This is a genomic window from Sulfurimonas sp. hsl 1-7 (genome assembly GCF_030577135.1).
GTDB classification, from domain to species: domain Bacteria; phylum Campylobacterota; class Campylobacteria; order Campylobacterales; family Sulfurimonadaceae; genus Sulfurimonas; species Sulfurimonas microaerophilus.
In genome coordinates, this window is record NZ_JAUIRR010000003.1 from 1 (window position 1) to 25,836 (window position 25,836).

Below are 25,836 nucleotides of genomic sequence, written 5' to 3' on the forward strand. Positions count from 1 at the left end.
TTTTCAATGATCTCAAACGTTAATCAGTAGCTTCAACCCGAAGTACTTCTGACCCTCTTTCGATGGCCTCTCATCGTTTGTGGACGGGAATTATAGGAGAATATTCCTTACAGTTTTCTTAAAATATAAAAAACTTTTCTACATTTTTCTTTTTTTGTAAAAAAAGCATTTTTCTACTTCAAAACTACCCTTTTATAGCCCTATGTTACAACAATTATCTATACAGTAATTATCTCTTAACTGTAAAATAAAGGTTGGAAGTTTTTATTGTAGTACTATTTTTATAAACTACAAATCAATTTTTAAACTTACTTATTAATTATTATGTATCTAAAATTCCAAATCACTCTACTTATTTATATAGAAGTAATAAGTTAGTAGAAAAAAGTTACTAGTTAATTGATAGATATAAAATAGGTTATATTGATTTTCTTTGAGAGGATAAAGAAACCTATATATATGTTTAATAATTACATGTGTTATATATAGAGTTATAAGTAATGTATAATTGATTCATACTTATATAGATACATTTACATAATCTGTATTTTCTTATTTACTATAGTAAATGTTGAAAAATTAAAATTATTTTCTAATAATATAGAATATATTGTAAAAGTTAGTTTGTTAATTTTTAAAGATAAGATTTGTTTTGAAGTTTTAAAATAAAATTTGAAGAATTAAATGAAGTGGGGACTTAGAAGAATTATTTTCTTCTAAGCTCTTTAATACGTGCAGCTTTACCAGCTAGGTTACGTAAGTAGAAAAGTTTCGCACGACGAACACGACCGCGACGAATAACTGTGATTTCATTGATTGAATCAGTATAGATTGGGAAAATTCTCTCAATACCTACACCGTTAGCACCAATTTTACGTACAGTTACAGTTTCACCTGTACCTTGACCACGTCTTGCGATACAAACACCCTCGTAATTTTGAACACGAGTTTTGTCTCCCTCTTTAATAGTTACTGCTAGACGAACAGTATCACCAGCACGAAAATCTGGAATATTTTTGTCAGCGATTTGTGCTTTTTCAAAGTTTTCTATGTACTTATTTCTCATAAGATTTCCTTGTTTTATGCTTTAACAGCTGCTCAGGTCTGAAGAACTTGGTCTTTGCTTCAGACAAGGCGAATTTTAGTGAGCGAATTTTACTATGATTTCCCTTTAAGTATTCTGATGGAACACTTATTTGCTCATAAGTCTGTGGTTTTGAGAAGCTTGGAGCTTCCAGTAATTCAGTCTCAAAGCTTTCAACTTCAAGCGATTCACTGTTTCCAAGTACACCTTCAACATTTCTAGCAGTGGCATCACATATTACCATCGAGGCTAGTTCACCTCCTGTTAATATGTAGTCACCTATGCTAAAAACTTCATCAGCATATTTCTCAATTACCCTCTCATCAATCCCTTCATAGCGCCCACTCACAAACGCTACATGTGATTTTTTTGCAAGTCTTTTCGCATCATTCTGCGTAAAAGGTTTTGCAACTGGAGTTAGAAAAACTATATGAACATCTTCATCTTTTTTTTGTAAATCTTCCAAACAGTCATAAAGTGGTTGAGGATTCATTACCATCCCTGCTCCACCGCCGACTGCAGTATCATCTACTTTAAGATGTTTATTTTTTGAGTAATCTCTAGGGTTTAGATACTTAATATCTAAAATCCCTTTTTCGATTGCTCTTTTTAAGATAGAGTCACCGAAATAACCCTCAATCAAATTTGAAAAAAGGGTTACAAAAGTAAAAGTCATTATGACGCTTCTAAGATATCAATCCCACCACTGATAGTGATTGTTTTGCTATCTATATCCACACTCTTTTTAAACGGTTCTATAAAAGGAACCAAAAACCTTTTTGAGAACCCCTCTTTCACCAATGACTCATCAGTGTCAATTACTAAATAGTTTGTAATATTCAGACGTTGTACTTCGTACACTTTACCTAAAAGTTTTCCATCTTCAAAAACTTCACAATCTTCTAAGTCAAACCAAAAGTATTCGCCATCTTCAAGATGACAATTTTTTCTGGTATCTTCATAAGTTGTATAAAGTTTTGCATTTGTAAACTTTTTTGCATCTTCAGGATTGCTAATATTATTAATCTTAACAAGCCCTTTTTCTAAATTTACTTCACTAAGAACAATTTTGTCGTTTTTATTGATAAAAAAACTTGCTCCTGAGATAAACTGCTCCGGAAAGTCACTTTGGATATGTAACTTCATATCACCTTTAATACCAACAGTTTTACCTATGGTAGCGATATGTAATAATTTTTTATTCAATTGGTTCGACATTTATTCTGTAACTCACACCATCTTTAGCTTTACAGCCAGAGATAACAGTTTTAATAGCCCCTATCATCTTCCCGCTTTTACCGATAAGTTTACCGATATCAGCTTGATTTGCATAAAGAACTATCTCTGTTACTTCGTCGCCTTCAATCACTTCAACTCTTACGTCTTCAGGATTTGAAGCTATAAGCTTTGCAAATTGTGCGACAAATTCAGCTATCATGATTATCTACCAGTAATCTTTTTAACGCGATCACTCATTTTAGCACCAACGCTTAACCAGTAATCTAATCTTTCGTTATCAACTACTAGAGTTTTCTCTTCGTTCATTGGATTGTAGTGTCCAATTAACTCGATCCAACCACCATCTCTACGTTTACGGCTGTCAGTTACCGCGATACGGTAAAATGGTCTTTTCTTTCTTCCCATACGAGTAAGTCTAATTACTGTCATTTGTTTTCCTGTGTTTTATTTTTACCTATTACTGGTTAAATCTGTGCAAGTTATAGTTATGAAGTTATTTGGGAAGTTGGCGTATAAGCCGTATTACATTTGTAGTAAGTCTTCCCTCTTAATCATCTCTATAGTTGGATGTACACATTTAACCAGTAAATAGGTTACAAACTTTCTTATCACAGAGGTATTGTTTAAGAAAATTTTTTTGAACTGGAATTATATCTAAATATTTTATAAATAGCAAATTCCATCTGTTATCTATCTTGGGATACCGCCTAATCCACCAGGACCACCCATTTGTCCCATCATAGACTGGAGCTGTTTCATACCGTTTTTACCAGAAAACTTCTTAGCCATTTTCCCGGCATTTTTAAACTGCTTGATCATACGGTTCACTTCAACAACTGTTAAACCACAACCTGTAGCGATTCTTTGTTTTCTTGAGTTGTTAAGAAGATCCGGGTCTTCTCTCTCTTTTAGAGTCATTGAGTTTACCATAGCTCTAATGTTTTTAAGCTCCGATGAGTTATCAAAGTCAAAATCTTTAATAGCTTTACTCATACCGCCCATACCAGGGATCATTCCCATAATAGAGCTCATTGAACCCATCTTCTTCATAGATTCCATCTGCTCAATGAAGTCGTTGAAGTTAAACTTCCCTTTTTGGATCTTTTTCGTTAATTTTTTTGCTTGTTTCTCATCGATAACGTTTGCAGTTTTTTCCGCAAGACCTTCAATATCTCCAAGACCCATTAAACGGTTAACGATACGCTCAGGTAGGAAAACTTCCAAGTCTTCCATCTTCTCACCAAGACCGATAAATCTTAGTGGAACTTCTACTTGAGATGACAGTCCAAGAGCAACACCGCCTTTAGAATCACCGTCATATTTTGAAAGGATGACACCGTCAATACCGATTTTTTCTTTAAATGTAGTTGCAGTTCTTACCGCGTCTTGACCAGTCAGTGAATCTGCTACGTAAAAAATTTCATCAGGGTTTGCTACTTTTTTAACATTTTCAAGCTCTTGCATTAGCTCATCATCAATAGCTAAACGACCTGCCGTATCTATTAAAACAACATCAAAGATTTTAGAGTTTGCATACTCTAACGCTGATTTTACTACTTCAACAGGATTTTTAGTCGCTTCATCTTCATAAAGCTCTACTTCGATCTGTGCAGTAATTTGACGTAACTGTTCAACCGCCGCTAAACGCTGCAGGTCGGCTGCAACGATCAGTACTTTTTTCTTTTTGTTTTTCAGGTAGTTTGCAAGCTTACCCGTAGTTGTTGTTTTACCAGAACCTTGCAGACCTGTCATTAAAATAGTTGTAGGAGGATTCGGTGCAAATACAAATCCTTTATTACCGCCAACTTCAAGTAGATCAGTTAATGTCTCACGAAGTGCCTCAAGGAATTGATCTTTTCCGATCCCCTTCTCTTTTGTACGGTATTCAACTTTAGTGATTAACTCTTTTACAACTTTATGATTAACATCCGCTTTTAATAAACTTTTTTTCAGCTCGTTTAACGCTTTTGATAATGCTTTTTCATCATCATGAAAACGGATCTTTTTTATCGCACTTGTAAAACTATCTGTTAATGTACCAAACATAAACTACCCTCTTCGTCGGATTAATTTTCGCGATTATAGCAAAGGAGTGCTTTTTCTTTGCTTTATTAAAATATTCTCTAAAGTCAGAAAAAAAGAGCCTCTAATTGTTCCAAATATCAATTTTACTGGCTATATCTAGCTGTGTAAGATACAGACGCAGGTCAAATTCCACCTGGTGATACTCGCTAAACATATGTTCACACAGTTTATAAAAAGGCTTATTGTGTTCTTTTTCTTTAAAGTGAGCAAGTTCATGAACAACTATCATCTGTAAAAACTCTTCAGGTGTATTTTTAAACAGAGAGGCAATTCGTATCTCATTTTTTGCTTTGAGTTTTGAGCCCTGTACTCGAGATATAAAATGGTGTGTCCCCAAAGCGTTATGTATGACATTGATTTTCCCGTCATACACTGCCTTAGAGAGCGGCGAAGTTTTCTTCATATACTCATTTTTCATCTCTTGTACATATGAGAACAATGCTTTATCGTTTTTATAGCTATGAGGTGTCGGGTATTTATTCGTTAAGTAGCTCTCAAGCTTGTTTGCATCTATTAGAGCTTGAACTTGTTGTTGTACAGCTTGAGGATAGTGGTTTATATATTTTAATTTTTTCATTTTGTATATTTTGTTAAAAAAGCGTTGATCTGATTTGCGAATAGTTCGGCATCTTTACTAGAAAACGGTTTGGGACCTTTTGTGACCTCTCCACTCTCGCGAATCTTCTCCATCAAGTTTCTCATAGCAAGATACTGTTTAATATTATCGACACTATATAACTCCCCTCTATGATCTATCGCATGGGCATTTTTTGAGATTACACGATCAGCTAACGGAATATCAGCCGTAATCACTAAATCACCCTCTTGTAGTATCTCCACTATTTTATTGTCAGCTTCATCTGCGCCTGCATCTACGATCATATACTCAACCAGGTTTGATTTGCCTATATTTATCTTTTTATTTGAAACCACGATAGTTTCAATTTTTAAACGCTCAACCTGCTTTAAAAGTATAGGCTTAAGCAGATTTGGAAAAGCATCACCGTCTACATATATTTTAAACATTAATCAGCTCCAATTTTTCTTTTCGACTTAACTGCTTGATCACATACTCACGTCTAGTCGCATCTACCCTGTCGTCACAATTCTCATAGTAAACCAACTCAACCGGTCGTCTCACCCTTGTATATTTTGCACCTTTAGGCGAATTGTTGTGCTCATATACCCTGCGCTCTAAATCAGTTGCTACACCGGTGTATAAACTGTCATCACTACATTTGAGCATATACACTTTCCACTTACTGATCGGAGTAACAAAAGTATCTACACCCTCTACTTGATAAAATTTTGCATCGTTGTATTTGCAATACCACATAGCATAACTACAGGTGATAGAATCCAAAAGATCTTCAAAGTCTTTAACTTTTTGCCCTTTTAACTCTGCAACATCTTGCTTTAGGATCGGATGGGAATGGAACTCTTTAAAAAGGTACTTTTTATAGATACCTAGCTGCTCTTTGATAAACTCGCTGCTACGCCCTTTTTTTCTTTTATAAGGCAATATCTGGTGGTTATGAAAGCATATAGCAATTGTGGAATGTGTATATACTTCGTAAATCACTTTCTCACTGCCGTAATCTCTATCAAAACCCTCTTCACGTAACTTTTCAAAAAGTTCTATGCTTCTAATCTTTGGAGAGTATTTACTAAGGAGTTTTTTGTTTGCAGGGAGCATTGAGATTTTATACTTTGCAAAATCTTTGTTGAAGTTTTTTTCGATCTCTCGGTTCCCGGTTTCATTTGGAACAACAAGCGGGGCATCTACACCGACGTATATTTTATGATCTTTATATTGTAAAATCTGTTGAACTATCTCATCGATCGACTTTAAGAGTTTCAGCTCTAAAATTTTAAGTTTTTTTCCCTCAGGTTTTGCGACACAAAATCCGGAGAGATTTTTCTCTCCCCAGGCAAGGTCAATCCCTATATAAATGCTATTCAAAGTGGATAAAAGCCTTAGGTTCTGGAGATACAAACTCCATACCGAGTAGTCTTACTTTATGAGCATGCAGCATTACCCTTTTTGCACGACGACCGCCGTATTGCTCATCACCGATAATTGAATGTTCAATATATCTGGCATGTACACGAATCTGGTGGGTACGTCCGTGATGGATGATAACTTTTGCTTTTGTTTTTTTCGCACTTACCTCTTCAGGATAAAACTCTGTAATTGCAGGTTTTCCTTTTCCTGAAACATTTGAGTAAGCTTTGTTGTTTTTCTTTTGCGTCATGATCGGCTTATCAACAGTTACCGGTTCAGCCAAAGTTCCCTCTAACCAAGCAATGTACTCTTTATATACTTTATCCTGTGCAAACTCTTTGATCGCTTTTTCACGAAACTCTTCATTTTTTACAAGCATCAATACGCCGCTTGTTTCACGGTCAAGTCTATGAAGCAGTCTTGCCCCTTTAAACTGACGCTCTAACTCATCAGAGTTTACATATGCAGGTTTATCAACAACCACAATATCATCATTTTCAAAGATAATTTTCGGCTTTTCAACTTTCTCTATACGAAAAATTGTTTTAACATCAATCTCACCACGAGCAATCATAACTTTTTTATTGCCCACATAAACAAGTCCGCGATCGATCATTGACTTGGCTTGAGAATTTGAAATCCCCTCTTGCTGTGCTACGAGTTTATATGCTTTTTCAGTTGCCATCGTTTTTTATTTCCTTTATTTTTTCTATAACTTTTTGCAAATCTATCTTTTCCTCAACCATTGATGGGGGAAGCTCACTTGCATTTTGAAGTGCTTTTAAAATTTCATCACTCTCTACATACTGTACATGATGTACATATTTAAAAAGCTCTTTTTGATGAAAAAAATGTTTTCCGGTAATGATTTTACATCCAAAGTGTGCCGGTTCAAGCGGGTTATGTCCACCTACGTCTTTTCTAAATGCACCACCTAAAACGGCAATATCACTTACAGCGTAGATATTGTTTAACTCCCCCATCTTATCGACTAGGATCATATCACTACTAAAATTTTGTGTCTCAGAAAATCTCTCTAGAGAAAAATTATGCTTTTGAGCATACTCTTCCATCAGTTTATATACACTCTCAAAGCGTTCAGGATGACGAGGAACAACAATAAGCTTCGCATCATTTGTTTTACGATACTCGACAAAAGCTTCCAGTATGCTTTCCTCTTCTGTAGGGTGGGTACTTCCACCCACTATCACTTCACATTCCGGTTTAGTATACTCTTTAGTACTTGTTATCTCACCTGCTAGTTTGATATTGCCTACTACTTCTATTTTTTTAGCACCCAAAGCCAAAAATCTGTTTTTATCCACTTCACTTTGTGCATAGATAATCTCTACACGGGAGAGCATCTTTTTGTAAAACCAAGCAAACTGCAGGTAACTTTTTACACTTTTATCTGAGATTCTTCCGTTTAAAAGTATAATCTTTGCACCCCTGTTAAATGCTATCACAAATAAAAGGTACCAAAATTCCGCTTCTAAAACCACTAGAACTTTTTGTTTTTTTATCCAAAACGGTAAAAATATCTCATAAGGCAAGTATCTTACCTCCGCATTGTACTTTTTTGCTTCCTCTTGACCCGTATGGGTAATTGTAGTGATACAAACTTCTTGATCAAGCTCTTGTAAAATCGGCTTTAATGCTCTTGCTTCACCGAGAGAACATACATGAAACCAGATCTTGTTAAGAGAGTTAAAACTAGGATTTTTAAAAAGAAAAAAACGAGCAGGAATAGATTCTTTATACTTGTATTTAAAAGATAAAACAAAAAGAAGTGGCAGTGCTATGATATATAGCACTACACCTAAGATGTAGTAAAAAAGAGTAAACGGCAAAGCCTACTCTTCGCTAGCTTTCACGTAAAGGATACGACCACAGTGTGGACATGTAGTAATATCTTCTCCACGAATTACGTCAGAGTATACTTTATCCCCTATTACCATGTGACAACCCATACATGCTTGTTCTTCTACAGGAACTACTGTTGTATTTTTTGCCCAACGACGAATTTTTTGATAGAAAGCTAAACCTTTTTGGTTTATCTCTGAAAGCAGTTTCTCTTTTTTCTTGAAAACTTCTTGACGATCAGTATTGATTTTTTCAAGTTTTCCATCAACTTCAGCTTTTACATTTTCTAAAGAAGCGTTTAACTCTTCTAAGCTAGATTTTGATGATTCGATCTGCTCTTTTTTCATCTCGATAATTTTTTCTAAACGTTCAATCTCTTCATTTGCGAAAGTGATTTGCTCTTTTGCAATCTCCTCTTCTAGTTGAAGTGATTTCATCTCACGCTCAGTTTTTACTTCTGCCGCTTTTTTAGCATTTTCTTCAAGTTTTGCCGAAAGTTCAGCGAGGTGAAGTTCATTTTTCGATTTTTTTACTTCTTCCTCTTTTATCTCAGTTGTTAAGTTTTCAATATCAGATTCTATGCTGCTAGTTTTTGCAAGTGCAGCTTCATACATATAGTTAGCTTCTTCTATCTGAGGCTCAAACGCATCGATCTCTTTGTCCACTATTGAAAGGTCGATAAGTTGTTTAAGGTGCTTATTCATTGGGGTCCTTTAGGAGTTTTACTTCTACCATTTTTTCTAAAAACATACTTAAATATATGTAAATGGATTTTCTGATGACGCAATTATAACTTTTAAACCTAAATTTTTCAAATGTTTCGCTAAAATTTCTGCAAAAAAGTGTTCACTTTCATAATGTCCAATGTCAATAAGTGATAAATTTATACTTTTTGCTTCCATCGCATCATGATATTTTACATCACCCGTTAAAAAACAATCTGCATGTAAACTTCTCATCAATGAACATCCCGAACCGGTTGTTAGAGCTGCTGTTTTTACCTCATCTAAGCACTTCACACATTTTGCAAACTTCAACCCTAAAGCAGAAGATATTTTTTTAGCAAATGTATCAAAATCTTCATTTACCTCTAAATACGCTACAAAACCGTCTTTCTCTTTGATCTCGTATCCTAAAATCTCAGTTGCTACATACTCATTAAGATGTGTCTGATCAAAGTTTGTATGCATAGCAATATTTGAGATATTTTTTTGGATCATTTTTTGGATCAAGTTTGCGGGGTATTTACTAAATTCAAGCTGCTTGAGTCCTCCGAAGATGATCGGATGATGCGTAATCAGTAGAGTATTTTCTTCCAATGAATCGATCAGAGCCTCATCTACATCTATGCTTAGAGCTACCGTTTTTATGTCATGATTAAAATCCCCTACCAAAAGACCAGAATTATCCCAAGACTCTTGAAGTTCAAATGGGGAGAGCTGATTTAAAAAGTCGTAGATCTCTAAAACTTTCATGATATTTTCTCCAGTTCCTCTTTTGCCTCTTTAAAATCACTGTCTAATTCTAATGCTTGTTGATACATCTCTTTAGCATCTTCAAACTCTTTCATATCAACAAGTAAATTTCCGTAGTTGTAGTAAGTGATCGGATTTTTATCATTAATAAGTAATGATGAATCAAGATGATACTTTGCTTTTTCAAAATTTCCTTGTGTTCTATATGCCGAAGCGAGTGCCTGATGGATAGCAGGAGAATTATCATCAAGTTTTAATGTATCTTGATAGTACTCAATCGCTTCATCAACTCTGTCTTGCTGCATTAAAGCAAAACCCATTTTAAAAAGTATCTCGGCATTGTTTGGCAGTTTGTAATTAGCCTCGCTGTAGATAGCCAGTGCTTTTTGAAAATCACCGTTTTGCATCTCATCATCTGCCTGAGAGATTAACGATTCTATTTTGTCTGTTTCTGTATGCTGTATATCATCTTCATCATCTTTAAGTGTTTGAATATGTTCGTAAATTTTAAATGCAAAAAACGCCGAAGCCCCGAGCATTAATAGTTGAAAAAAAGTCAATTGTTATCCTTTAAAATTTGTGTATTTAGTAATGAGATAAGTTGCAGAGGATCAACTTGTATACCGTTAATACGTGCTGAAAAATGGAGATGCGGCCCTGTTACTCTGCCACTTTGCCCACTTAGACCTATCACCTGCCCTTTTTGTACCAGCTCCCCCTCTTTAACATCAAACTTGCTCATATGAAAGTAACAGGTATATATCCCATATCCGTGATCAATGAGTATCGTACCGCCTGAGTAAAACCTTTTTGCGACAAGTACAACTTTACCGTCATTACTCGCTTTAATCGGTGTCCCAACTTTTGCACGGAAATCTGTCCCGCTGTGGTACCCTTTGAGCGAGCCGTTATAGATTCTGGCTTTTCCGAAATCTGATGTTATTTTACTCTCTAGGGGCATATCAAAAGGTTTCGATATATAAAGTTTAGGTGTTACGGTATTGTAAATTTTCATCGCCTGATTGTACTCTTTTGCGACTCTTCTTTGTACCAGTTTTGATTTTGGATTTACTTTTGAACTATCTACAAGTATCTCTTCATGTTTATAGATACCTGTTCGCACATCTAAAAAGAGAAGTTTTGACGCACGCTCTTTGCCTTGAAGATAGTTCACGTAAAACTCTTTGGATTCTGCCTTTTCATAATAACTTACAGGCAAAAGAACAAAATAACTCTCTTTGTCTAAAGGGGAGTTGATAATAGGGAACTCTTTCTTTCCAAAAGTCACACTCTCATACTTAATCCCCTCTTGCTTCGCAAAAGTAATAAGTGCTGTTTTACCATTTTCAATCTCATTGTCAATAGTGCGCACATGAATAGCGAACAGATTGATAAAAAATAGTGTTAAAAATAGTAATAATCGCATTAATAATCCTTCATTGCTCGAGCTATATCTCTTTTTTGATCTTTCTCTTTAAGATCGTGACGCTTATCGTGAAGTTGTTTCCCTTTTGCAAGTGCTATTTGCAGCTTAACAATATTTTTTGCATTAAAATAAAGCTGTAAAGGTACAACCGTATAACCGTCACGTTCAATCGCTTTTTGAAGTTTTGCCAACTCTTTTTTATGGAGGAGAAGTTTACGAGTCCCTCGCTCTTCATGTCCATAGAACTGGTGAGTAGTATCAAGTCTGCCTATATGGGCATTAAATAAAAATGCCTCATCTTTTACAAACCGGACAAAACTATCTTTCAAGTTCACACGCCCGGCACGAATACCCTTTACTTCACTGCCGGATAGAACAAGCCCCGCTTCAAACTTCTCTTCTATAAAATAGTCATGATAAGCTTTTTTGTTTTTTGCGATCGTCTCGCCCATTATTTTCCTTCTCCTGAGTTTACTTCTTTTATTTTGAAAAAGCTGCTACCGCTTCCACTGAAAAAGTAGCCTTGTCTGTAATATTGTTTTAATTCCGGATACTCTTGTAATGCCGGAGCAAAAAGGTCATTTGCCTCTTGTGCTTTCATAGTTTGTAAAACCTGCTCAGATTTCATATCTTTGAGCTTTTGTACCTCAAAACCGTCAATCGGCTCGTAAAAATTATCTCTGTAAGCGGTATATACCTTAGGCGTAGATATCTTTACATCTGGAGTATACACATCAAACTTTAGTAACTTCTCTTCAAAAGGCTCAACGATCTCACCGATACCGCCTACGTTTGCACTGTCATACCCATAGATAAAAAACGGCACATCTGCACCAACCTTTAATCCTATGGTTGCTAACTCATTCAAACTCAGACCTAAGTCTAAGACACCGTTACACATCTTTAAGTATGTTGCGGCATCACTGCTGCCACCGCCTAAACCTGCAAAAGCTGGGATATTCTTCTCTACTTTAATAGCATGGGTCTGCATCAAGTTTTCGAGTGAGGATGATTTTGTGTACTCTTTGAGTGCAACATATGCTTTATAGATAGTATTTTGTGTAGTATCACACTCAAAATCACCTATAATTTTAAACTCGTTCATCTTTGCATCAAGTTCAGATTTTGAGATAAACGAAAGTTCGTCATAAAGAGTGTCTACACGCATAAAACGGGAAATAATCTCGTGATAGTTATCTCTTTTGCCTGTAATTTTCAGAAAAATATTTACTTTAGCATATGCTTTATATTTTTTCATCTCTATTTTCCTAGGAGTTTTCCTAAAGATTTGAGTTCATCTTCATCACTTTTATACAAAGCGGCTTTATTGCTAAGAGCTACTTCACGTGCTAGTTCATCTCTTAGTATTGCAACATCTTTTGGAGCATCAATTCCAAGTTTTACTACGCCGTTTTCAACAGCAACAACTTTTACGACTATATTGTCTCCGATTACGATCGATTCATCCACTTTTCTTGCTAAAACTAACATGCTATTCTCCCTAATTCATATGTTACTGAACCATCTTCTATTGTGATGATCGAGATGTTATCTCCATTATCAAGGAAATAGGTTCCCGCTTCTTGCACTTTTAAATCTTCTAAAGCAAGAACTCTTCCATACTTCACATTCTCTTGATCACCGAGGTAATAGTTTTGAGGTATATTTAAAGAGCTCTTTATATCCAAAGCTTGTTCATCTTCATAAACAAACTGCCCTTCGCACAATCTTTCTAACGCACTTAAACTTCCCGCTTCAAGCCCAAGCTTCTTTGCGATTAAAAGACCGAGTGAACGAATATATGTCCCCTCACTTACCGTAGCTTCAAATGTAACAAAAGGGTGGCAGTAGTGAAGCAGTTTCATCTCATATATTGTAGAGTGAATCTTGTTTAAAACCACCTCTTTACCTGCACGAGCCAGATCATATGCACGCTGTCCGTCTATCTTTTTTGCACTAAAGATAGGGGGCTCATACTCTAACTCACCCTCTAAAGATTTTACCGCTGCTAAAATATCTTCTTGCTTGAACTCGTTTAATATTTTAACATCTTCGATCATCTCTGTATCTAAAGAATCACTTTTTGCACCAAGCCAAAGAGTTGCACGGTATGTTTTTGGCGTTTTGTTTAAAAAACGAAACAGTTTCGTATGTGAGCCAAAACCGATCACCAATACACCTTTTGCAAAAGGGTCCAAGGTACCGGAGAAGCCTGCTTTTTTTACCTGATATTTTCTTTTTAGTTTTGAGAGGAAAAGATTTGAACCTATCCCTGCAGGTTTATACGCTACAAATAAACGATTCATAGTTTCTCTACGAAAGATGCAAGGATCTCCCTTTTACTTCCTGCAAAATTGATGTTGAGTTTAAATTCACGACCCGATTTACTCACCCCAAGCACACGCCCTGTTCCGAAGATCTTATGACGAACAAGATCACCTTTTTTGTACGCCGTATTTTTCTCTAGCTTAAGCGAGCCCTCGCAAAGCCCCGCTTCGTTAAAAAATCTACTCTTAGCAAGGTCACTTCTTCGCCCCTTGTAAAATCTGCTTCCCGCATGAGAGAGCGTCAGAGTCTCTTTTGCACGTGTAAAAGCAACATACCCAAGGCGACGCTCTTCTTCTAGGTCACTTCCGTCACCTACAAGCGGTAAGAAGCCCTCTTCCATACCGATTACAAATACATGTTCAAACTCTAACCCTTTTGAAGCATGGATACTCATCATATAGATAGAGTCTCCTTCAACCTCATCTTGATCACTTTGAAGCGTTAACTCGTTTAAGAACTCATCTAAAGAGGTCTCAGGATGGTTTTTCACAAAGTCTCTAAAAAGTGCATAGAACTCATCCATGTTAAGAATGCGTTCTTGTCCATCAGGCATTGCCGCATAAATATCTTTTAGATGGAAAGTATCTTCCAGTACTTCTACAAACTCATATGTAGCATCTTTAGCAACTGCTGCGACGTTTTCAAGGTTTGTTATAAACTCTTTGAGGGTATTTGCATTTTTCTTCTTAACCAGGGTTACAAGCTCTTCTAACTCTGCCGTTTTAATATACTCATAGATTGAACTTCCCTTTTGGTGCGCTGCGAGTTCTATCTTATCTAAACTCGCTTTTCCAAGACCACGTTTTGGTTTGTTTGCTATACGCTTGAAGGAGAAGTCATCGTGATGGTTTGTAATCACACGGATGTATGAGATAAGGTCTTTAATCTCCGCACGATCGTAGAAACGTACACCGCCGACAACTTTATAGCCGATACGTGCTCGATTTAGCCCCTCTTCAATAGAACGGGAAAGTACATTCACACGATACAAGATTGCTATCTCGCTTGCTTTTACTCCGGCATCTAAAAGCTTTTGAATAGCCGTAGCTACTTTTCTTGCTTCCTCATTTTCATCTTGAGAGTTAAGAGTGGAAACCTCTTCCCCCTCTCCACGAGTTGCAATCAGCTCTTTGCCCAAACGTGAACGGTTATGTTCGATCAGGGCATTGGCAACTTTTAATATGGGTGAGCGTGAACGGTAGTTCTCTTGCAGTTTAAAAACATTTGTCCCTTCAAAATCTTCGTCAAATTCCATAATGTTTCTGATGTGCGCACCACGCCAACCGTAGATCGACTGGTCATCATCCCCAACCACACAAATATTGTTATGTGTCATACACAGTTTTTGTAAAAGTTTGAGTTGCAGCTCATTAGTATCTTGATACTCATCGATCATAATATACTGATACTTTTGACTTGTAGCTTCAGCCAACTCTTGGTTCTCGTCTAGGAGTTTATATGTGAGTGCTATAAGATCATCAAAATCTACAAGATTATTCTCATGGAGATATTTCTCATACTCCCCGTATACTTCAGCAATCTGTTTGTAGTTAAAAAGCTCTGCCTGTTTATAAGCATCATCGGGAGTCATCAAAGAGTTTTTATATCTTGAGATCTCAGAAGCTATCAGCGGAGTCGGAAGTTCAGAGTTTATTTTTTTAATAATACGCTTTTTATCATCGGTATCGATCACGACAAAATTGTTTTGGCGACCTAAAAGATGGATATTGAACTTTAAAAATAGAAGACCGAACTTATGGAAAGTACAAAGCAGTGGTGGGTATGCAGCATTTTGTATCATTGCCATTGAGCGCTCTTTCATCTCACGAGCAGCTTTATTTGTAAATGTAAGTGTTAGTGTGTTTGATGCAGGGATACCTACTGCTTGTATCAAATACGCTAAACGTGAAACAATTGTGGTAGTTTTTCCACTTCCTGCACCCGCTAAAATTAAAACCGGACCCTCTGTTTGTTTAACAGCAGCACTTTGCGATTCGTTTAATCGTTCAAATATCTTTTCCATTTCATCCACTATAACTATAAATTAAAAATATTATAACAAAAAAAGCTAAAATTATTACAAAGCTATTGCAATAATTATAATAATGAGTTATAATTTTAGTATTATTATTACTTATAGGAATTATTATGTTAAGAGATTTCGCAAAATTACAAACTTTTTTGATGGTTATAAAAGAGAAGAGTTTTTCAAAAGCATCGGCTAAACTAGGTATCTCTCAACCTGCTGTTACGCAACAAATTAAATTTATCGAAGACTATTTAGACACTAAAATCGTTGATAGAAAAAAGAATGGAATTATCCTTACAAAAGAAGGTGAAGATCTATACAGAATTGCTCAAAGATTAGAAAAAGCTATTCAAAACTCTGAAAAAGATCTTTTAAAAATTATTAACAAAGAGTTTACATTTGTTATGGGTGCATCTTTCGCGATCGGAAACTACATCCTTCCAAACTATCTTGGTGAAATTAAAAAGAGAATCGATAACGAAGTATTTATGAATGTTGATCTCTCATGCAATATCATCGAACAACTTGAAGATAAAAAAATTGATGTTGCACTGATTGAATCGCCTGTATTTAAAGATGGAATCATCTATAGAGAGTGGGTTGAAGATGAGCTGGTAGTATTCTCAAACCAACCTATTAAAAAACACCTAAGTGCTGATGATCTATTAGAATTCGACTGGATCTGTAGAAATGAAGAATCTCATACAAGAAAACTTACAAGTGAAGTATTTGAAGAGATGGGTGTTCAGTGTAACAACTTCAATGTTTTAGGTGTATTAGGGAGTCCGACTGCAATTAAAGAGACTATCATGAATGCTGATAAAAATGCGGAAAGACCGATAGTATCAATCATGTCAAAACACGTTATTAAAAACGAACTTGAAAAAGGGACTCTTTATGAAGGGCGTCTTAAAAACCATAAAATTACAAGAGAATTTTATATCGCATACTCAAAAGAGAGAAAACACGATGCCTTTGTTGACAACGTTGTAAACTATCTTTTATCTCTTCATAGAGTGTAGGGTTATACTATAAAAAACACTTAGTTTACTTGTAGAGCAAACCCTTTTTCCACTCCGGCTAAACTTTTCTTTGAAAAGTTTGCTCGTCGCGGAGGTTTGCCCCACAGAAAACTCTCAAGTTTACTTGATAAACTTGGAGTTTTCTGGATTCGATAAAAATGTAGCCATTGAGTTCTCTAACCCCTCTTCATCAATCTCATCAGCTTTTACCTCTTGAGACTTTTCCGATTCAATAGCAAGATTAATAAATACCGGTGTTTCATCTATAATAACTTGTAAAATACTGAGTAACGGTACACTTACAACACTTCCAAAATTTTCGCTTCCAAAACCCGCTTCAAACAGCAGATAGTTATCTTCTATTCTCGCACTCTCAAACGTATATCCGGCAAGGAAAAAAAGTGTTAAGGGGCGGAACTCAGCACTAATCTCTTCAGGTAGAGGAGGATTAAAACTTACATCTTCAATTTTACACAGAATCCCAAAGTTTTGCTCTTTTTCAAAGAATAAAACGATTAACTCTTGTATGTTTTTTTTCATTAAGTTCGTAAAATCTTTATCTTGTATCAAATTATCTAACAAATTGTATCCTCTAAATTATCTGACGTAATTATATCAAAATCTATCATAGCGTTCATAAGAGCTATTTTTTGAAACTTTGAAATATCTTTATATGAGATATATGTAGCAAATATTTTCTTCTCATCAAGCAGCTTGGCACGCATAGTACCTTCTAGCAAAGGTTGTTTTGGAGTCAGCCAGATATCTCCATCAAAAAAAGCGATATTAGCAATAGAAGTATCAGTTACGAGTCCATCTTTAACAATTAAAACATCATCACACTCTTCTCTTTGCTCAAATAGTTTGTTGATATGTTCCCTGTCTCCATACTTTTTACTGTACTCGATTGTATCGTCAAAAACTAATTTGAGCTTTTTTATCTCACGTTTTTCATAAGGGATGTATTCTATTGAGGCATTATCTTGATCGTAGAGGATTCGGCATCGTAATAAACCCGATTCTTCGGGTTTAATAAGGGAGAATAGATCTAGTTTCCCCTCCCCTATTGTTCTATCAACCCGAGCTTGATGATAATCTAAATTATAAACTTTTCGATCAAGAATCTTTATGGTTTCGAGGTATTGTTTATTCACTAAAAAGCTCTGTTGAGAGGTATCTCTCTCCTGTATCACATAGAATAGTTACAATAGTTTTTCCTTGAAATTCAGGACGCTTACCAACTTGCATAGCAGCATATACATTTGCACCGCTTGAGATCCCAACTAAAAGTCCCTCTTTTTTTGCAAGCATTCTAGCAGTTTCAAGAGCATCTTCATTGCTTACTTTTATCACTTCACCATATACAGATGTATCTAAGATATCAGGTACAAAACCTGCACCTATCCCTTGAATTTTGTGTGGAGATGGTGCTTCGCCCGATAATATGGCACTAGCTTCAGGCTCTACCGCGAATATAGCTATATTTTGCACTTCCTCTTTTAAAACTTTTGAAGTCCCAGTAATAGTTCCACCCGTACCCACACCAGCTACAAATGCATCTAACTCTCCATCAGTATCGGCTAAAATTTCACGTGCAGTTGTCAATGTATGGATCTCAGGATTTGTCGGGTTTTGAAACTGTTGTAAGATGATAGAGTTATGTGTAAGTGCTTTTAACTCTTCAGCTTTAGCAATCGAGCCTTTCATCCCTTTAGCTGCCGGTGTTAAAACAAGCTCAGCTCCTAATGCTTTTAAAAGGTTACGGCGCTCAACACTCATAGAATCTGGCATAGTTAGAATCAACTTTAATCCCAATGCTGCACAGTTTGCTGCAAGAGCAATCCCTGTATTCCCACTTGTTGGTTCTATGATCGTAGTATCATCTTTTATCACACCACTCTCAATTCCGCGACGGATCATATTCATCCCGATTCTATCTTTTACAGAACTTGTAGGATTCATAAATTCACATTTACCGATAATATTTGCACCTGAGAGTTGTGATGCTGTATTGATCCTTACAAGTGGAGTATTTCCAACTAATTCCGTAATGTTTTTTGCTATTTTCATCTCTTATATCCTCTTAGTTTTCAAATTTTATCTTAAAAATGTTATTCACACAAATATCAACCATCTTATACACCTCTAAAAAACCTTCAAAGCCGTTAAAGAAGTATGGATCGGGTACATCTGCACCATCATAACCAAACTCCCCTAGTTTGACAAGATTTGTAGCTCCCATGCGTTGTAAATCACTGTAATTGCTATCATCTAAGGCAACTACTAAATCAAATTGGTCAAAATCTTTTTTTGTCACTTTTCTTGCACGGTATGATGAGATATCTACATCGTTTTGTCGTGCCACTTTTACCGAGTTCTCACATGGTGCTTCACCAAGATGCCAGTCACCCGTTCCTGCAGAGTCAATATTTATATTCAAGTTCTTTTCCTCTGCAATTTTTCTAGCAATTCCTTCAGCTAAAGGTGAACGGCAAATATTTCCTAAACATACAAATATAATTGAATTCATACAATTACCTATTTTTTGATATTATTATACTAAAAAAAGAGAGTCTAATGGCGACATATTATAGTGACGGTAAAAAACTTGTTGATGTAGAGTACGATACAATCGTAGAGGTTGGTGATATAGTAGACGGAATGAGAGTTCTCTCTACCAATGCAAAATCTCACGATGAGTATGCAGTATTTTTACTTGAACCAAATACTAGAGTTACTTGTTATGTGTTTGATGAAGTGTTTATTATCGGAAAGATGGATGGTTTTGAAAACCTTGCACAAGCAGCTGAAGCTTGGAATAATGATGAGATATAATCCTATTTTATAGTAATCTTATCTCTACCACTATTTTTTGAAATATACAGAGCATCATCTGCTCTTACAAGACATTTTTCGACATCTTCACCAGCCTGATATACACTGATACCCATACTGACAGTTATTTTATAGGTCTTGTTAAAAAGATGTTGAGATACTTTATCTTTTAAATTTTTAGCAAAACTTTCAATATCATCTTTTTCAAGATTAGGTGCAATGATCAAAAACTCTTCTCCACCCCATCTACCGATAATATCCGATATTCTCGAGTTTTCTTTTAAAAGTGCACTTAATTCTTGTAAAACGATGTCACCTACATGATGTCCATAGGTATCATTAATAAGTTTAAAATAGTCAATGTCTAAGATAATAATCCCAAAACTACCTCCATAACGATCGATTCTGTTTTTTTCCATACTCAATACTTCATCAAGCTTATGTCTATTATATAACTGTGTTAATTTATCGGTAATCGCTATCTCCTGAAGTGATTCATATGCCACTTCAAGTTTGTCATTTGCCTCTTGTAAGCGTCCTTTTAAGAGTTGCTGTTTTCTGTAAAAATAATATCCTACTACAAGTATAAAACTGAAAAAAGCAACGACTTTCCATAAAATAGTATAATCTATCTCTTGATCATATTTTATTGAAATCCATTTATTAAATATTCTTCTATTTTCTTCTTCTGAAAGACTATTTACTGCTTTTTGTAAAACACTCAATAATAACGGATCGTCATTACGTACACCTATACCAAGCGTCCAGGATTCTTCAATTTTTCCGGTAATTTTCAGTTTACCAATATAGTTATTTTGTAATTTATAACCAATACTTGCAAGAGTCCCTATATAACCGAACAGTTCTCCATCACTTACCCGTTTGAGTCCGTCATCTATATCTTCAACCTCAACTATATTCAAAAAGGGGTATTTCATTTTTAAAAGCTCTGCAAAAGCATATCCCTTACATATACCAACTTTTTTCTTTTCTAAATCTTTGATATCACTTACAAAAGGTACTTCCAGTTTTGTTGCTACAACTAAAGGTATCACTAAATACGGCGACGTAAAATTCATGTATTCTTTTCTTTTAGGGGTTTCCATCGCCAAAGAAAAGATATCACATTTACGTTGCTTTGCAAACTCTATAGACTGCGTCCAAGTCTGCGTTGGAAGTACTCTGAAGCTTGTTGCCAGTGTTTTTTCAAATGCTTTAAAATAATCTGCCGTCATCCCTTCATATTTTCCATCTTTATTGAAATGTTCAAAAGGCATCCAATTAGGGTCAATACACATCGTAATCTCTTGACGTTTAAGTAAATACTTTTTTTCTTCTGTTGTTAGTTCTGTATCTAAAGCATAATCACTATAGAGTGCTCCGCGAAGATCTATCTCTTTTTGCACTAATCCTAAAAGTTTATAAACATCATAAATTCTTTGTAGTTTCTGCTTTTCAACAGTACCTAGTTTATCTGTTGCATAATAAGCTAATTTTTTTAATTCTTCTGCTTCATAATGGAGTGCTTCTTTTGTCTTATGCAAAGAGTTGTATTTAGTATAGATAAGCTCTACTGTTTCATCTATATGTTCAAAAGCATATTTCCAGCCTTGTAATGATGCTTTTCTAAAACGCTTTACCTCTTGAGGATTATCCTGTATATATTCTTGACTTGTTATGAGCAGATCGCTGTAAAAATCAAATCCGTAATCTTTTGGATTAAAAATAACCGGTTGACCGCCTAAAGATTTTAAAACATATGCCTCATTTGAAATATAAGCAGCTATGAGATCTGTTTTACCGTTTAAAAGATCTGCAGCCTTAAACGATGGCTGTATAACCTTTACATCTTTAGGCGTAATTCCTTGAGAAAACATCATTGAGAACAATGATATATCTATATCTCTCGTTGCCATGATTCTCTTATTTTTTACATCCTGGATACTCTTGATATGAGAGCTCTTATCTGCTAATAGGACAAGAGGGCTTGATTGGAAGATCGATGCAAGATATACAATCTTCTTGCCGTTTGAGATATCTATTAAAGAAGTTGCTCGACATGTAGCATACTCACTTCTACCTTGAATAACATCATCTTCCATATGGATTCCATGTTGCCATTCTTTTAGAGTTACGTCAAGACCGGCTTTTTTATAAAAGCCTTTCTCTTTTGCCATAATATAACCGGCAAATTGAAACTGATTTTTCCACTGTAACTGTAGAGATACTTTTTTCAAATCTTCTGCGGCAATAACACTGCTAAAGAGTAACAACAGTGCTAATATATTTACAAATCTCACCATCTTATTTTTCCCGAAGTTCATTTCTAATAGCTAAAAACTGGTCTAAATGTTCAAAAAACAGATCCACTAACTTAGGGTCAAACTGCTTACCCTTTTCCTCTTTAAAAAGTTGAAATATTTTTTCATCTTCCCACGCGTTTTTATATACCCTCTCAGATCCCAGGGCATCAAACACATCTGCTAAAGCAGTTATTCGCCCGTAGATATGTATATCTTCACCTTTAAGTGCTCTTGGATAACCGGTACCGTCATACTTTTCATGATGTTCATGCGCAACTATCGCTGCCGCTTTTAAAAGTTCACGCTTAGAGTTTATAAAAAGAGTATGCCCTTTTGTAGCATGTGTTTTCATAATAGCGAATTCTTCTTCAGTCAACTTACCCGGTTTGAGTAAAATCGAATCGGAAATAGCAATTTTTCCGATATCGTGCATCGGAGAAGCCATACGTAAAAGTTCTATCTCCTCCTCTTCAAGTCCGTAAAGTTTTGCCAGTAGTGCTGAGTACTCCGCTACACGTTTTACATGGTAACCAGTCTCTTGAGAACGACTCTCTGCTAGTTCCCCCATTCTCTCAAGGATCTCACGCTGCGTTTCGGTAATCTCATTTTGAAGGTTATAAATCTCTGTAACATCTTGTCTAATTGCGATATATTCAACAATGTTGTCATAAGAATCAAGTATAGGCTTTATTGTTGCCTGAACAATATAGGTACTGCCATCCTTTTTTCTATTTTTTAAGATCCCTTGCCACGTTTTTTTGTGCCTGAGGGTACCCCACATCTCTTTATATAGATGTGATGGCATATCTTCATGTCTTACAATTTTATGAGGTTTGCCTAAAAGTTCCTCTTGAGTATAGCCACTGATTTTACAAAACTGTTCATTCACGTAAATGATGACCCCTTTTGCATCTGTTTTTGAGATAATAGTCCCTTCATCAACGGCATCTTTATATTGGCGCAGTAATAGTTCATTATCATTCAAGTAACCTTGCAGTTGTTGATTTGCATGGTATAAATCAAGTGTAGTTCGCTCTAGGATATGTTCAGTTTCCTCTCTTGCTAGGCGTTCTCGCTCCAACATTCTAAGTAAAACATCTTTAGGAAGGTTATGCATTGTTTTTTACCTCAAAGACATACACCTGACACTCTATATTGTTAATTACTCTATAACGTTTGGTTTCATTCATCGTTAGTCTTGAAGAGTCATTAAAATACTTTAAACATCCACGCATTAAACCACATACAAAACCTGGAATATTTCTAGGACTAGCATATTCTATAACAATATGTTCATCCCCTTTTCGTTCGATAATGAACTTAGGGAATTTAGCGTCCGGATATAATTTTTTAAGTTCATCAAAATGAATTACATTAAGCTTTTCAAGAAAATCGTAAGGGTTATTTACATGTAAAGGGGTATTTGCCCCTTTGTAGGAGTGTTTAAACATATTTAAAAGATATTTAAAAGCATACTCTCCGAATGCTTCTATAACCTTTTCTCGGGAGTTGTCAAATAATCTTGTAGATCCGTCAATGAGTGAGAACAGGTACTCACTACTATAGTTAGCAGCGCTGGAAAAACCACCTTTGTTTGGATACTCTTTCTCATTTAAAAGTTCATCTAAAGTAGTGTACCCAAACTTATCTTTTATAAAATCTATATATGTTCTAAATATTATTCCACGCATCTTTTCTTATCATCTTATGTTTTTCTCATTATACAGATAAGCCCTTGTAAAACTACTTAGGAATTGTACTTAATGGTTTACTACAGTGATACCCTTGAGAGTAACCAATCCCTAACTCTTTTACTTTTAGAAGTATCTCTTCATTCTCAACAAATTCGGCAATTGTTTTAATCCCCATTTTTTTAGCGAAATCAACAATAGTTGAGACAACAAGTTCTGCATCTATATTAGTATCAATATCTTTAATTAACGAACCGTCAATTTTAATATAGTCGGTTTTTAAACGCATCAGGTATTCAAAGTTACTGTATCCGGTTCCAAAATCATCAATAGCTATTTTACAGCCGTAATTTTTCACATTACGAATAAACTCTAAAACCTCATCAAAGTTCTCTATAGATTCCGATTCTACGATCTCAAAAACAACACGTTCACCGATACTGTACTTTTGTAACATTTTACAAATAAAACTTTTGATCTCATCATTTAAAATATCTTCTATCGTCAAATTGAGTGAAAACTCTACATCTTTCTCATGAAAAACCGCAAATGATTTTTCAATCATAATCTGAGTAATCTCAATATAGTGTTTTGTTTTTTTCGCAATATCCAGAAAGAAAAACGGTGATATCAACTGTTCATTATCTTTAAGTCTTACCAAACACTCATATTTTTCCCATTTACCGTTTTTATTATTAACAATCGGCTGAAAAACGGGAACTATATTATCATTTGCTATCGCCTCTTTTATTTTCTTAGTCCATTTGATATTGTTTTTATACTCATCATTTAGCGAGATATCGTCATGATAGGTTACAATATCTTGATTATGTCTTTTTGCAATTCTCAGTGCCATATCTGCCGTTGTTAAAAGTTTCTCTTTTGGCTCATAAGAGATTGACATTGAAAAGTTAAAAGTGATCAACTCTCCGTCTATATCTATCTGTACTTTTGAAATCTCTTCCTTTAAAGCCAATAAAGCATTGCTAAATACTTTTGGTTCAATACGAGGATGAAAGATTACATACTCATCACCTTGAAGATGGTACACTTGAAGCTCTAAGTCGCACTTACAACTACCCATCTTCTGACCAAACTCTTTGATCACATAATCTCCAACTTCATGACCGTAAAAATCGTTAATTTGGGAAAAATTGTCTATATTTAGAATCGCCAAGGCACCTTGTGTACTCTCTTGTATATCGTTTACAAGTTTGTATCTACTTCCAAGACCGGTTAAAAGATCGGTATTTAACATCTCGTCAAGTTGTTTTTGTTGTTCTATCATCTTTGTAACATCATGTCTTACTGCAATGTATTCAATGATGTTATCCTCTTCATCCAAAATAGGCAAGATAACAATATCTACCCAATAATCCTCTCCAAATTTATCTTTATTTTTTAGTGTTTGTTTCCACACTTTTTTCGCTTCAATTGTTTTCCACAGATCGCGAAAGAGTGACTTTGGATTATCAGGGTGTCTTAAAATATTATGAGGACGTCCTAATACTTCGGTTCTAGTATATCCGGTAATTCTGCAAAAGTTGTCATTTACATAGGTGATATTTCCGGTTCGATCTGATTTACTTACAATACTTGATTCATCCATAGCAAGTTTGTGACTTTTAAAAAGGGAGAGTGTTTTTTCTAACTCAATTTCAACCTCTTTTTGATGTGTAATATCTTGAATAGTACCAACAGTTTTGATCGCATTACCATCTTTATCGTAATAATGTTCCCCTGTTTCTTCAACATACTTTATCCTGTTATCTTTCATCAATAATCTATGTTGAATAAGATACTTCTTTTTTTTCTCTAAAGAGTTTGCATACGCTTTATCAACTAATTTACGGTCATCAGGATGTACTGCATTTAAAAACAACTCATACGAAGGGGTTGTAATCGCTTTATCTAGCTCAAAAAGTTTATATACTTCATCTGACCAAAAGAGTTGATCATTAGCTACATCATAATCCCAGTTTCCAAGGTTTGCCAAAGCCTGAGCAGCCTGAAGCTTCTCCTCATTCTTAATTGCCTTTATAAGATTCTGTTCACCCTCGGTAACATCAATAAGATAACCTATAAAATGGGTAATATTTTCATCTTCATCGTAGAAAATTGTTGTAGTGTCTTGAACCCATCTATCTTCACCATTTCCATTTTTTATTCTGTAAGGTTCATGCGTAAAAGATTTTTCTCGTTTTTTACAAGCATTTTGCACTTCATTTTTTACACGCTCAATATCATCCTTATGTACTAAATCTATATACACAAGTTCACCCTCTAAAAACTCTTTAGGGTCATAATGAAAATTTTCTTTTATATTTCCGGAAACTGTTTCAATACTCCAGTTAGCATCGTTTTTCCAAACAAATGAAACCATCGGTCCCAAGTTGAAAAAATCACTGGTTATAAAAGAAAAATAATCTTTCAATTTTGTGCGCATAACTG

At 35.2% G+C, this 25,836-nt stretch carries 30 protein-coding genes; 2 read left to right on the forward strand and 28 right to left on the reverse strand.

Features of this window, described 5'->3' with window-relative positions:
• Window positions 1–706 precede the first annotated feature (706 nt).
• The 20 genes from rplS to QWY88_RS06660 all read right to left on the reverse strand — a co-directional run bounded on the left by rplS (window position 707) and on the right by QWY88_RS06660 (window position 15,528).
• A complete protein-coding gene (rplS, locus tag QWY88_RS06560) occupies window positions 707–1,066 on the reverse strand; it encodes a 50S ribosomal protein L19 (protein ID WP_193113205.1) in 360 nt (119 codons plus the stop codon).
• Window positions 1,056–1,760: a tRNA (guanosine(37)-N1)-methyltransferase TrmD gene (gene trmD, locus QWY88_RS06565; RefSeq protein ID WP_304545334.1), complete on the reverse strand. Its 705-nt coding sequence runs from the start codon at window positions 1,758–1,760 to the stop codon at window positions 1,056–1,058. Before trmD ends, rplS begins: the two co-directional genes overlap by 11 nt.
• Window positions 1,760–2,290: a ribosome maturation factor RimM gene (gene rimM / locus QWY88_RS06570; RefSeq protein ID WP_304545336.1), complete on the reverse strand. Its 531-nt coding sequence runs from the start codon at window positions 2,288–2,290 to the stop codon at window positions 1,760–1,762. The genes trmD and rimM overlap by 1 nt, the downstream gene beginning before the upstream one ends.
• Entirely contained in the window at window positions 2,283–2,522 is a 240-nt protein-coding gene (locus QWY88_RS06575; RefSeq protein ID WP_304545338.1) for a KH domain-containing protein, read from the reverse strand. The genes rimM and QWY88_RS06575 overlap by 8 nt, the downstream gene beginning before the upstream one ends.
• 2 nt (window positions 2,523–2,524) lie before the next feature.
• Entirely contained in the window at window positions 2,525–2,752 is a 228-nt protein-coding gene (gene rpsP, locus QWY88_RS06580; protein WP_193113209.1) for a 30S ribosomal protein S16, read from the reverse strand.
• A gap of 261 nt (window positions 2,753–3,013) precedes the next feature.
• Entirely contained in the window at window positions 3,014–4,369 is a 1,356-nt protein-coding gene (ffh, locus tag QWY88_RS06585; protein ID WP_304545341.1) for a signal recognition particle protein, read from the reverse strand.
• A 100-nt stretch (window positions 4,370–4,469) separates the two neighbouring features.
• Window positions 4,470–4,985, reverse strand: a complete 516-nt coding sequence (locus tag QWY88_RS06590; RefSeq protein WP_304545343.1) for a YgjP-like metallopeptidase domain-containing protein — start codon at window positions 4,983–4,985, stop codon at window positions 4,470–4,472.
• A complete protein-coding gene (locus QWY88_RS06595) occupies window positions 4,982–5,434 on the reverse strand; it encodes a YaiI/YqxD family protein (RefSeq protein WP_304545345.1) in 453 nt (150 codons plus the stop codon). Before QWY88_RS06595 ends, QWY88_RS06590 begins: the two co-directional genes overlap by 4 nt.
• On the reverse strand, window positions 5,427–6,371 hold the full coding sequence (locus QWY88_RS06605; RefSeq protein WP_369811222.1) for a DUF429 domain-containing protein: 945 nt from the start codon (window positions 6,369–6,371) through the stop codon (window positions 5,427–5,429). Before QWY88_RS06605 ends, QWY88_RS06595 begins: the two co-directional genes overlap by 8 nt.
• Entirely contained in the window at window positions 6,364–7,098 is a 735-nt protein-coding gene (locus tag QWY88_RS06610) for an RluA family pseudouridine synthase (RefSeq protein ID WP_304545347.1), read from the reverse strand. Before QWY88_RS06610 ends, QWY88_RS06605 begins: the two co-directional genes overlap by 8 nt.
• Complete coding sequence (gene waaA, locus QWY88_RS06615; RefSeq protein WP_304545349.1) at window positions 7,088–8,263, reverse strand: lipid IV(A) 3-deoxy-D-manno-octulosonic acid transferase; 1,176 nt, start codon at window positions 8,261–8,263, stop codon at window positions 7,088–7,090. The genes QWY88_RS06610 and waaA overlap by 11 nt, the downstream gene beginning before the upstream one ends.
• 3 nt (window positions 8,264–8,266) lie before the next feature.
• The gene (locus QWY88_RS06620; RefSeq protein WP_304545352.1) at window positions 8,267–8,980 is read right to left on the reverse strand and encodes a zinc ribbon domain-containing protein; all 714 of its coding nucleotides are present in this window, start codon (window positions 8,978–8,980) and stop codon (window positions 8,267–8,269) included.
• Window positions 8,981–9,028: 48 nt separating this feature from the next.
• Entirely contained in the window at window positions 9,029–9,751 is a 723-nt protein-coding gene (locus QWY88_RS06625) for a Nif3-like dinuclear metal center hexameric protein (RefSeq protein ID WP_304545354.1), read from the reverse strand.
• Window positions 9,748–10,311 carry a tetratricopeptide repeat protein gene (locus tag QWY88_RS06630; protein WP_304545356.1) on the reverse strand — a complete coding sequence of 188 codons (564 nt, stop codon included), beginning with the start codon at window positions 10,309–10,311 and terminating at the stop codon, window positions 9,748–9,750. Before QWY88_RS06630 ends, QWY88_RS06625 begins: the two co-directional genes overlap by 4 nt.
• The gene (gene pgp3, locus QWY88_RS06635) at window positions 10,308–11,177 is read right to left on the reverse strand and encodes a peptidoglycan metallopeptidase Pgp3 (RefSeq protein WP_304545358.1); all 870 of its coding nucleotides are present in this window, start codon (window positions 11,175–11,177) and stop codon (window positions 10,308–10,310) included. The genes QWY88_RS06630 and pgp3 overlap by 4 nt, the downstream gene beginning before the upstream one ends.
• Window positions 11,177–11,629 carry an SsrA-binding protein SmpB gene (gene smpB / locus QWY88_RS06640; RefSeq protein WP_304545361.1) on the reverse strand — a complete coding sequence of 151 codons (453 nt, stop codon included), beginning with the start codon at window positions 11,627–11,629 and terminating at the stop codon, window positions 11,177–11,179. The genes pgp3 and smpB overlap by 1 nt, the downstream gene beginning before the upstream one ends.
• On the reverse strand, window positions 11,629–12,435 hold the full coding sequence (locus QWY88_RS06645; protein ID WP_304545363.1) for a 4-(cytidine 5'-diphospho)-2-C-methyl-D-erythritol kinase: 807 nt from the start codon (window positions 12,433–12,435) through the stop codon (window positions 11,629–11,631). Before QWY88_RS06645 ends, smpB begins: the two co-directional genes overlap by 1 nt.
• Before the next feature lie 2 nt (window positions 12,436–12,437).
• Complete coding sequence (gene csrA / locus QWY88_RS06650) at window positions 12,438–12,668, reverse strand: carbon storage regulator CsrA (protein ID WP_304545366.1); 231 nt, start codon at window positions 12,666–12,668, stop codon at window positions 12,438–12,440.
• Window positions 12,662–13,483, reverse strand: coding sequence for a tRNA pseudouridine(55) synthase TruB (gene truB, locus QWY88_RS06655; protein ID WP_304545368.1), 822 nt, complete (start codon window positions 13,481–13,483; stop codon window positions 12,662–12,664). Before truB ends, csrA begins: the two co-directional genes overlap by 7 nt.
• Window positions 13,480–15,528: an ATP-dependent helicase gene (locus QWY88_RS06660; RefSeq protein ID WP_304545370.1), complete on the reverse strand. Its 2,049-nt coding sequence runs from the start codon at window positions 15,526–15,528 to the stop codon at window positions 13,480–13,482. The genes truB and QWY88_RS06660 overlap by 4 nt, the downstream gene beginning before the upstream one ends.
• 125 nt (window positions 15,529–15,653) lie before the next feature.
• On the opposite strand from QWY88_RS06660, the gene QWY88_RS06665 reads away from it, so the two are divergent.
• A complete protein-coding gene (locus QWY88_RS06665) occupies window positions 15,654–16,556 on the forward strand; it encodes a LysR family transcriptional regulator (protein ID WP_304545372.1) in 903 nt (300 codons plus the stop codon).
• Window positions 16,557–16,676: 120 nt separating this feature from the next.
• Here QWY88_RS06665 and QWY88_RS06670 read toward each other — a convergent pair whose 3' ends face one another.
• From QWY88_RS06670 to QWY88_RS06685, 4 genes are read right to left on the reverse strand one after another with little or no spacing between them, the layout of a single operon-like run.
• Window positions 16,677–17,096 carry a hypothetical protein gene (locus QWY88_RS06670; RefSeq protein ID WP_369811223.1) on the reverse strand — a complete coding sequence of 140 codons (420 nt, stop codon included), beginning with the start codon at window positions 17,094–17,096 and terminating at the stop codon, window positions 16,677–16,679.
• 35 nt (window positions 17,097–17,131) lie between these two features.
• On the reverse strand, window positions 17,132–17,710 hold the full coding sequence (locus QWY88_RS06675; RefSeq protein ID WP_304545376.1) for an aminotransferase class IV family protein: 579 nt from the start codon (window positions 17,708–17,710) through the stop codon (window positions 17,132–17,134).
• The gene (gene cysK, locus QWY88_RS06680) at window positions 17,703–18,626 is read right to left on the reverse strand and encodes a cysteine synthase A (protein WP_304545378.1); all 924 of its coding nucleotides are present in this window, start codon (window positions 18,624–18,626) and stop codon (window positions 17,703–17,705) included. The genes QWY88_RS06675 and cysK overlap by 8 nt, the downstream gene beginning before the upstream one ends.
• 13 nt (window positions 18,627–18,639) lie before the next feature.
• Window positions 18,640–19,086, reverse strand: coding sequence for a low molecular weight protein-tyrosine-phosphatase (locus tag QWY88_RS06685; protein WP_304545380.1), 447 nt, complete (start codon window positions 19,084–19,086; stop codon window positions 18,640–18,642).
• Between the two features lie 47 nt (window positions 19,087–19,133).
• Between QWY88_RS06685 and QWY88_RS06690 the strand changes: the two genes are divergently transcribed.
• Entirely contained in the window at window positions 19,134–19,391 is a 258-nt protein-coding gene (locus QWY88_RS06690) for a hypothetical protein (RefSeq protein WP_304545382.1), read from the forward strand.
• 2 nt (window positions 19,392–19,393) lie between these two features.
• On the opposite strand, the gene QWY88_RS06695 is transcribed toward QWY88_RS06690, so the two are convergent.
• From QWY88_RS06695 to QWY88_RS06710, 4 genes are read right to left on the reverse strand one after another with little or no spacing between them, the layout of a single operon-like run.
• The gene (locus QWY88_RS06695) at window positions 19,394–21,694 is read right to left on the reverse strand and encodes an ABC transporter substrate-binding protein (RefSeq protein WP_304545384.1); all 2,301 of its coding nucleotides are present in this window, start codon (window positions 21,692–21,694) and stop codon (window positions 19,394–19,396) included.
• Between the two features lies 1 nt (window position 21,695).
• On the reverse strand, window positions 21,696–22,811 hold the full coding sequence (locus tag QWY88_RS06700) for an HD domain-containing phosphohydrolase (protein WP_304545387.1): 1,116 nt from the start codon (window positions 22,809–22,811) through the stop codon (window positions 21,696–21,698).
• The gene (locus tag QWY88_RS06705; protein WP_304545389.1) at window positions 22,804–23,385 is read right to left on the reverse strand and encodes a heme NO-binding domain-containing protein; all 582 of its coding nucleotides are present in this window, start codon (window positions 23,383–23,385) and stop codon (window positions 22,804–22,806) included. The genes QWY88_RS06700 and QWY88_RS06705 overlap by 8 nt, the downstream gene beginning before the upstream one ends.
• Window positions 23,386–23,437: 52 nt before the next feature.
• The gene (locus QWY88_RS06710; RefSeq protein WP_304545391.1) at window positions 23,438–25,831 is read right to left on the reverse strand and encodes a bifunctional diguanylate cyclase/phosphodiesterase; all 2,394 of its coding nucleotides are present in this window, start codon (window positions 25,829–25,831) and stop codon (window positions 23,438–23,440) included.
• Between the last annotated feature and the right edge of the window lie 5 nt (window positions 25,832–25,836).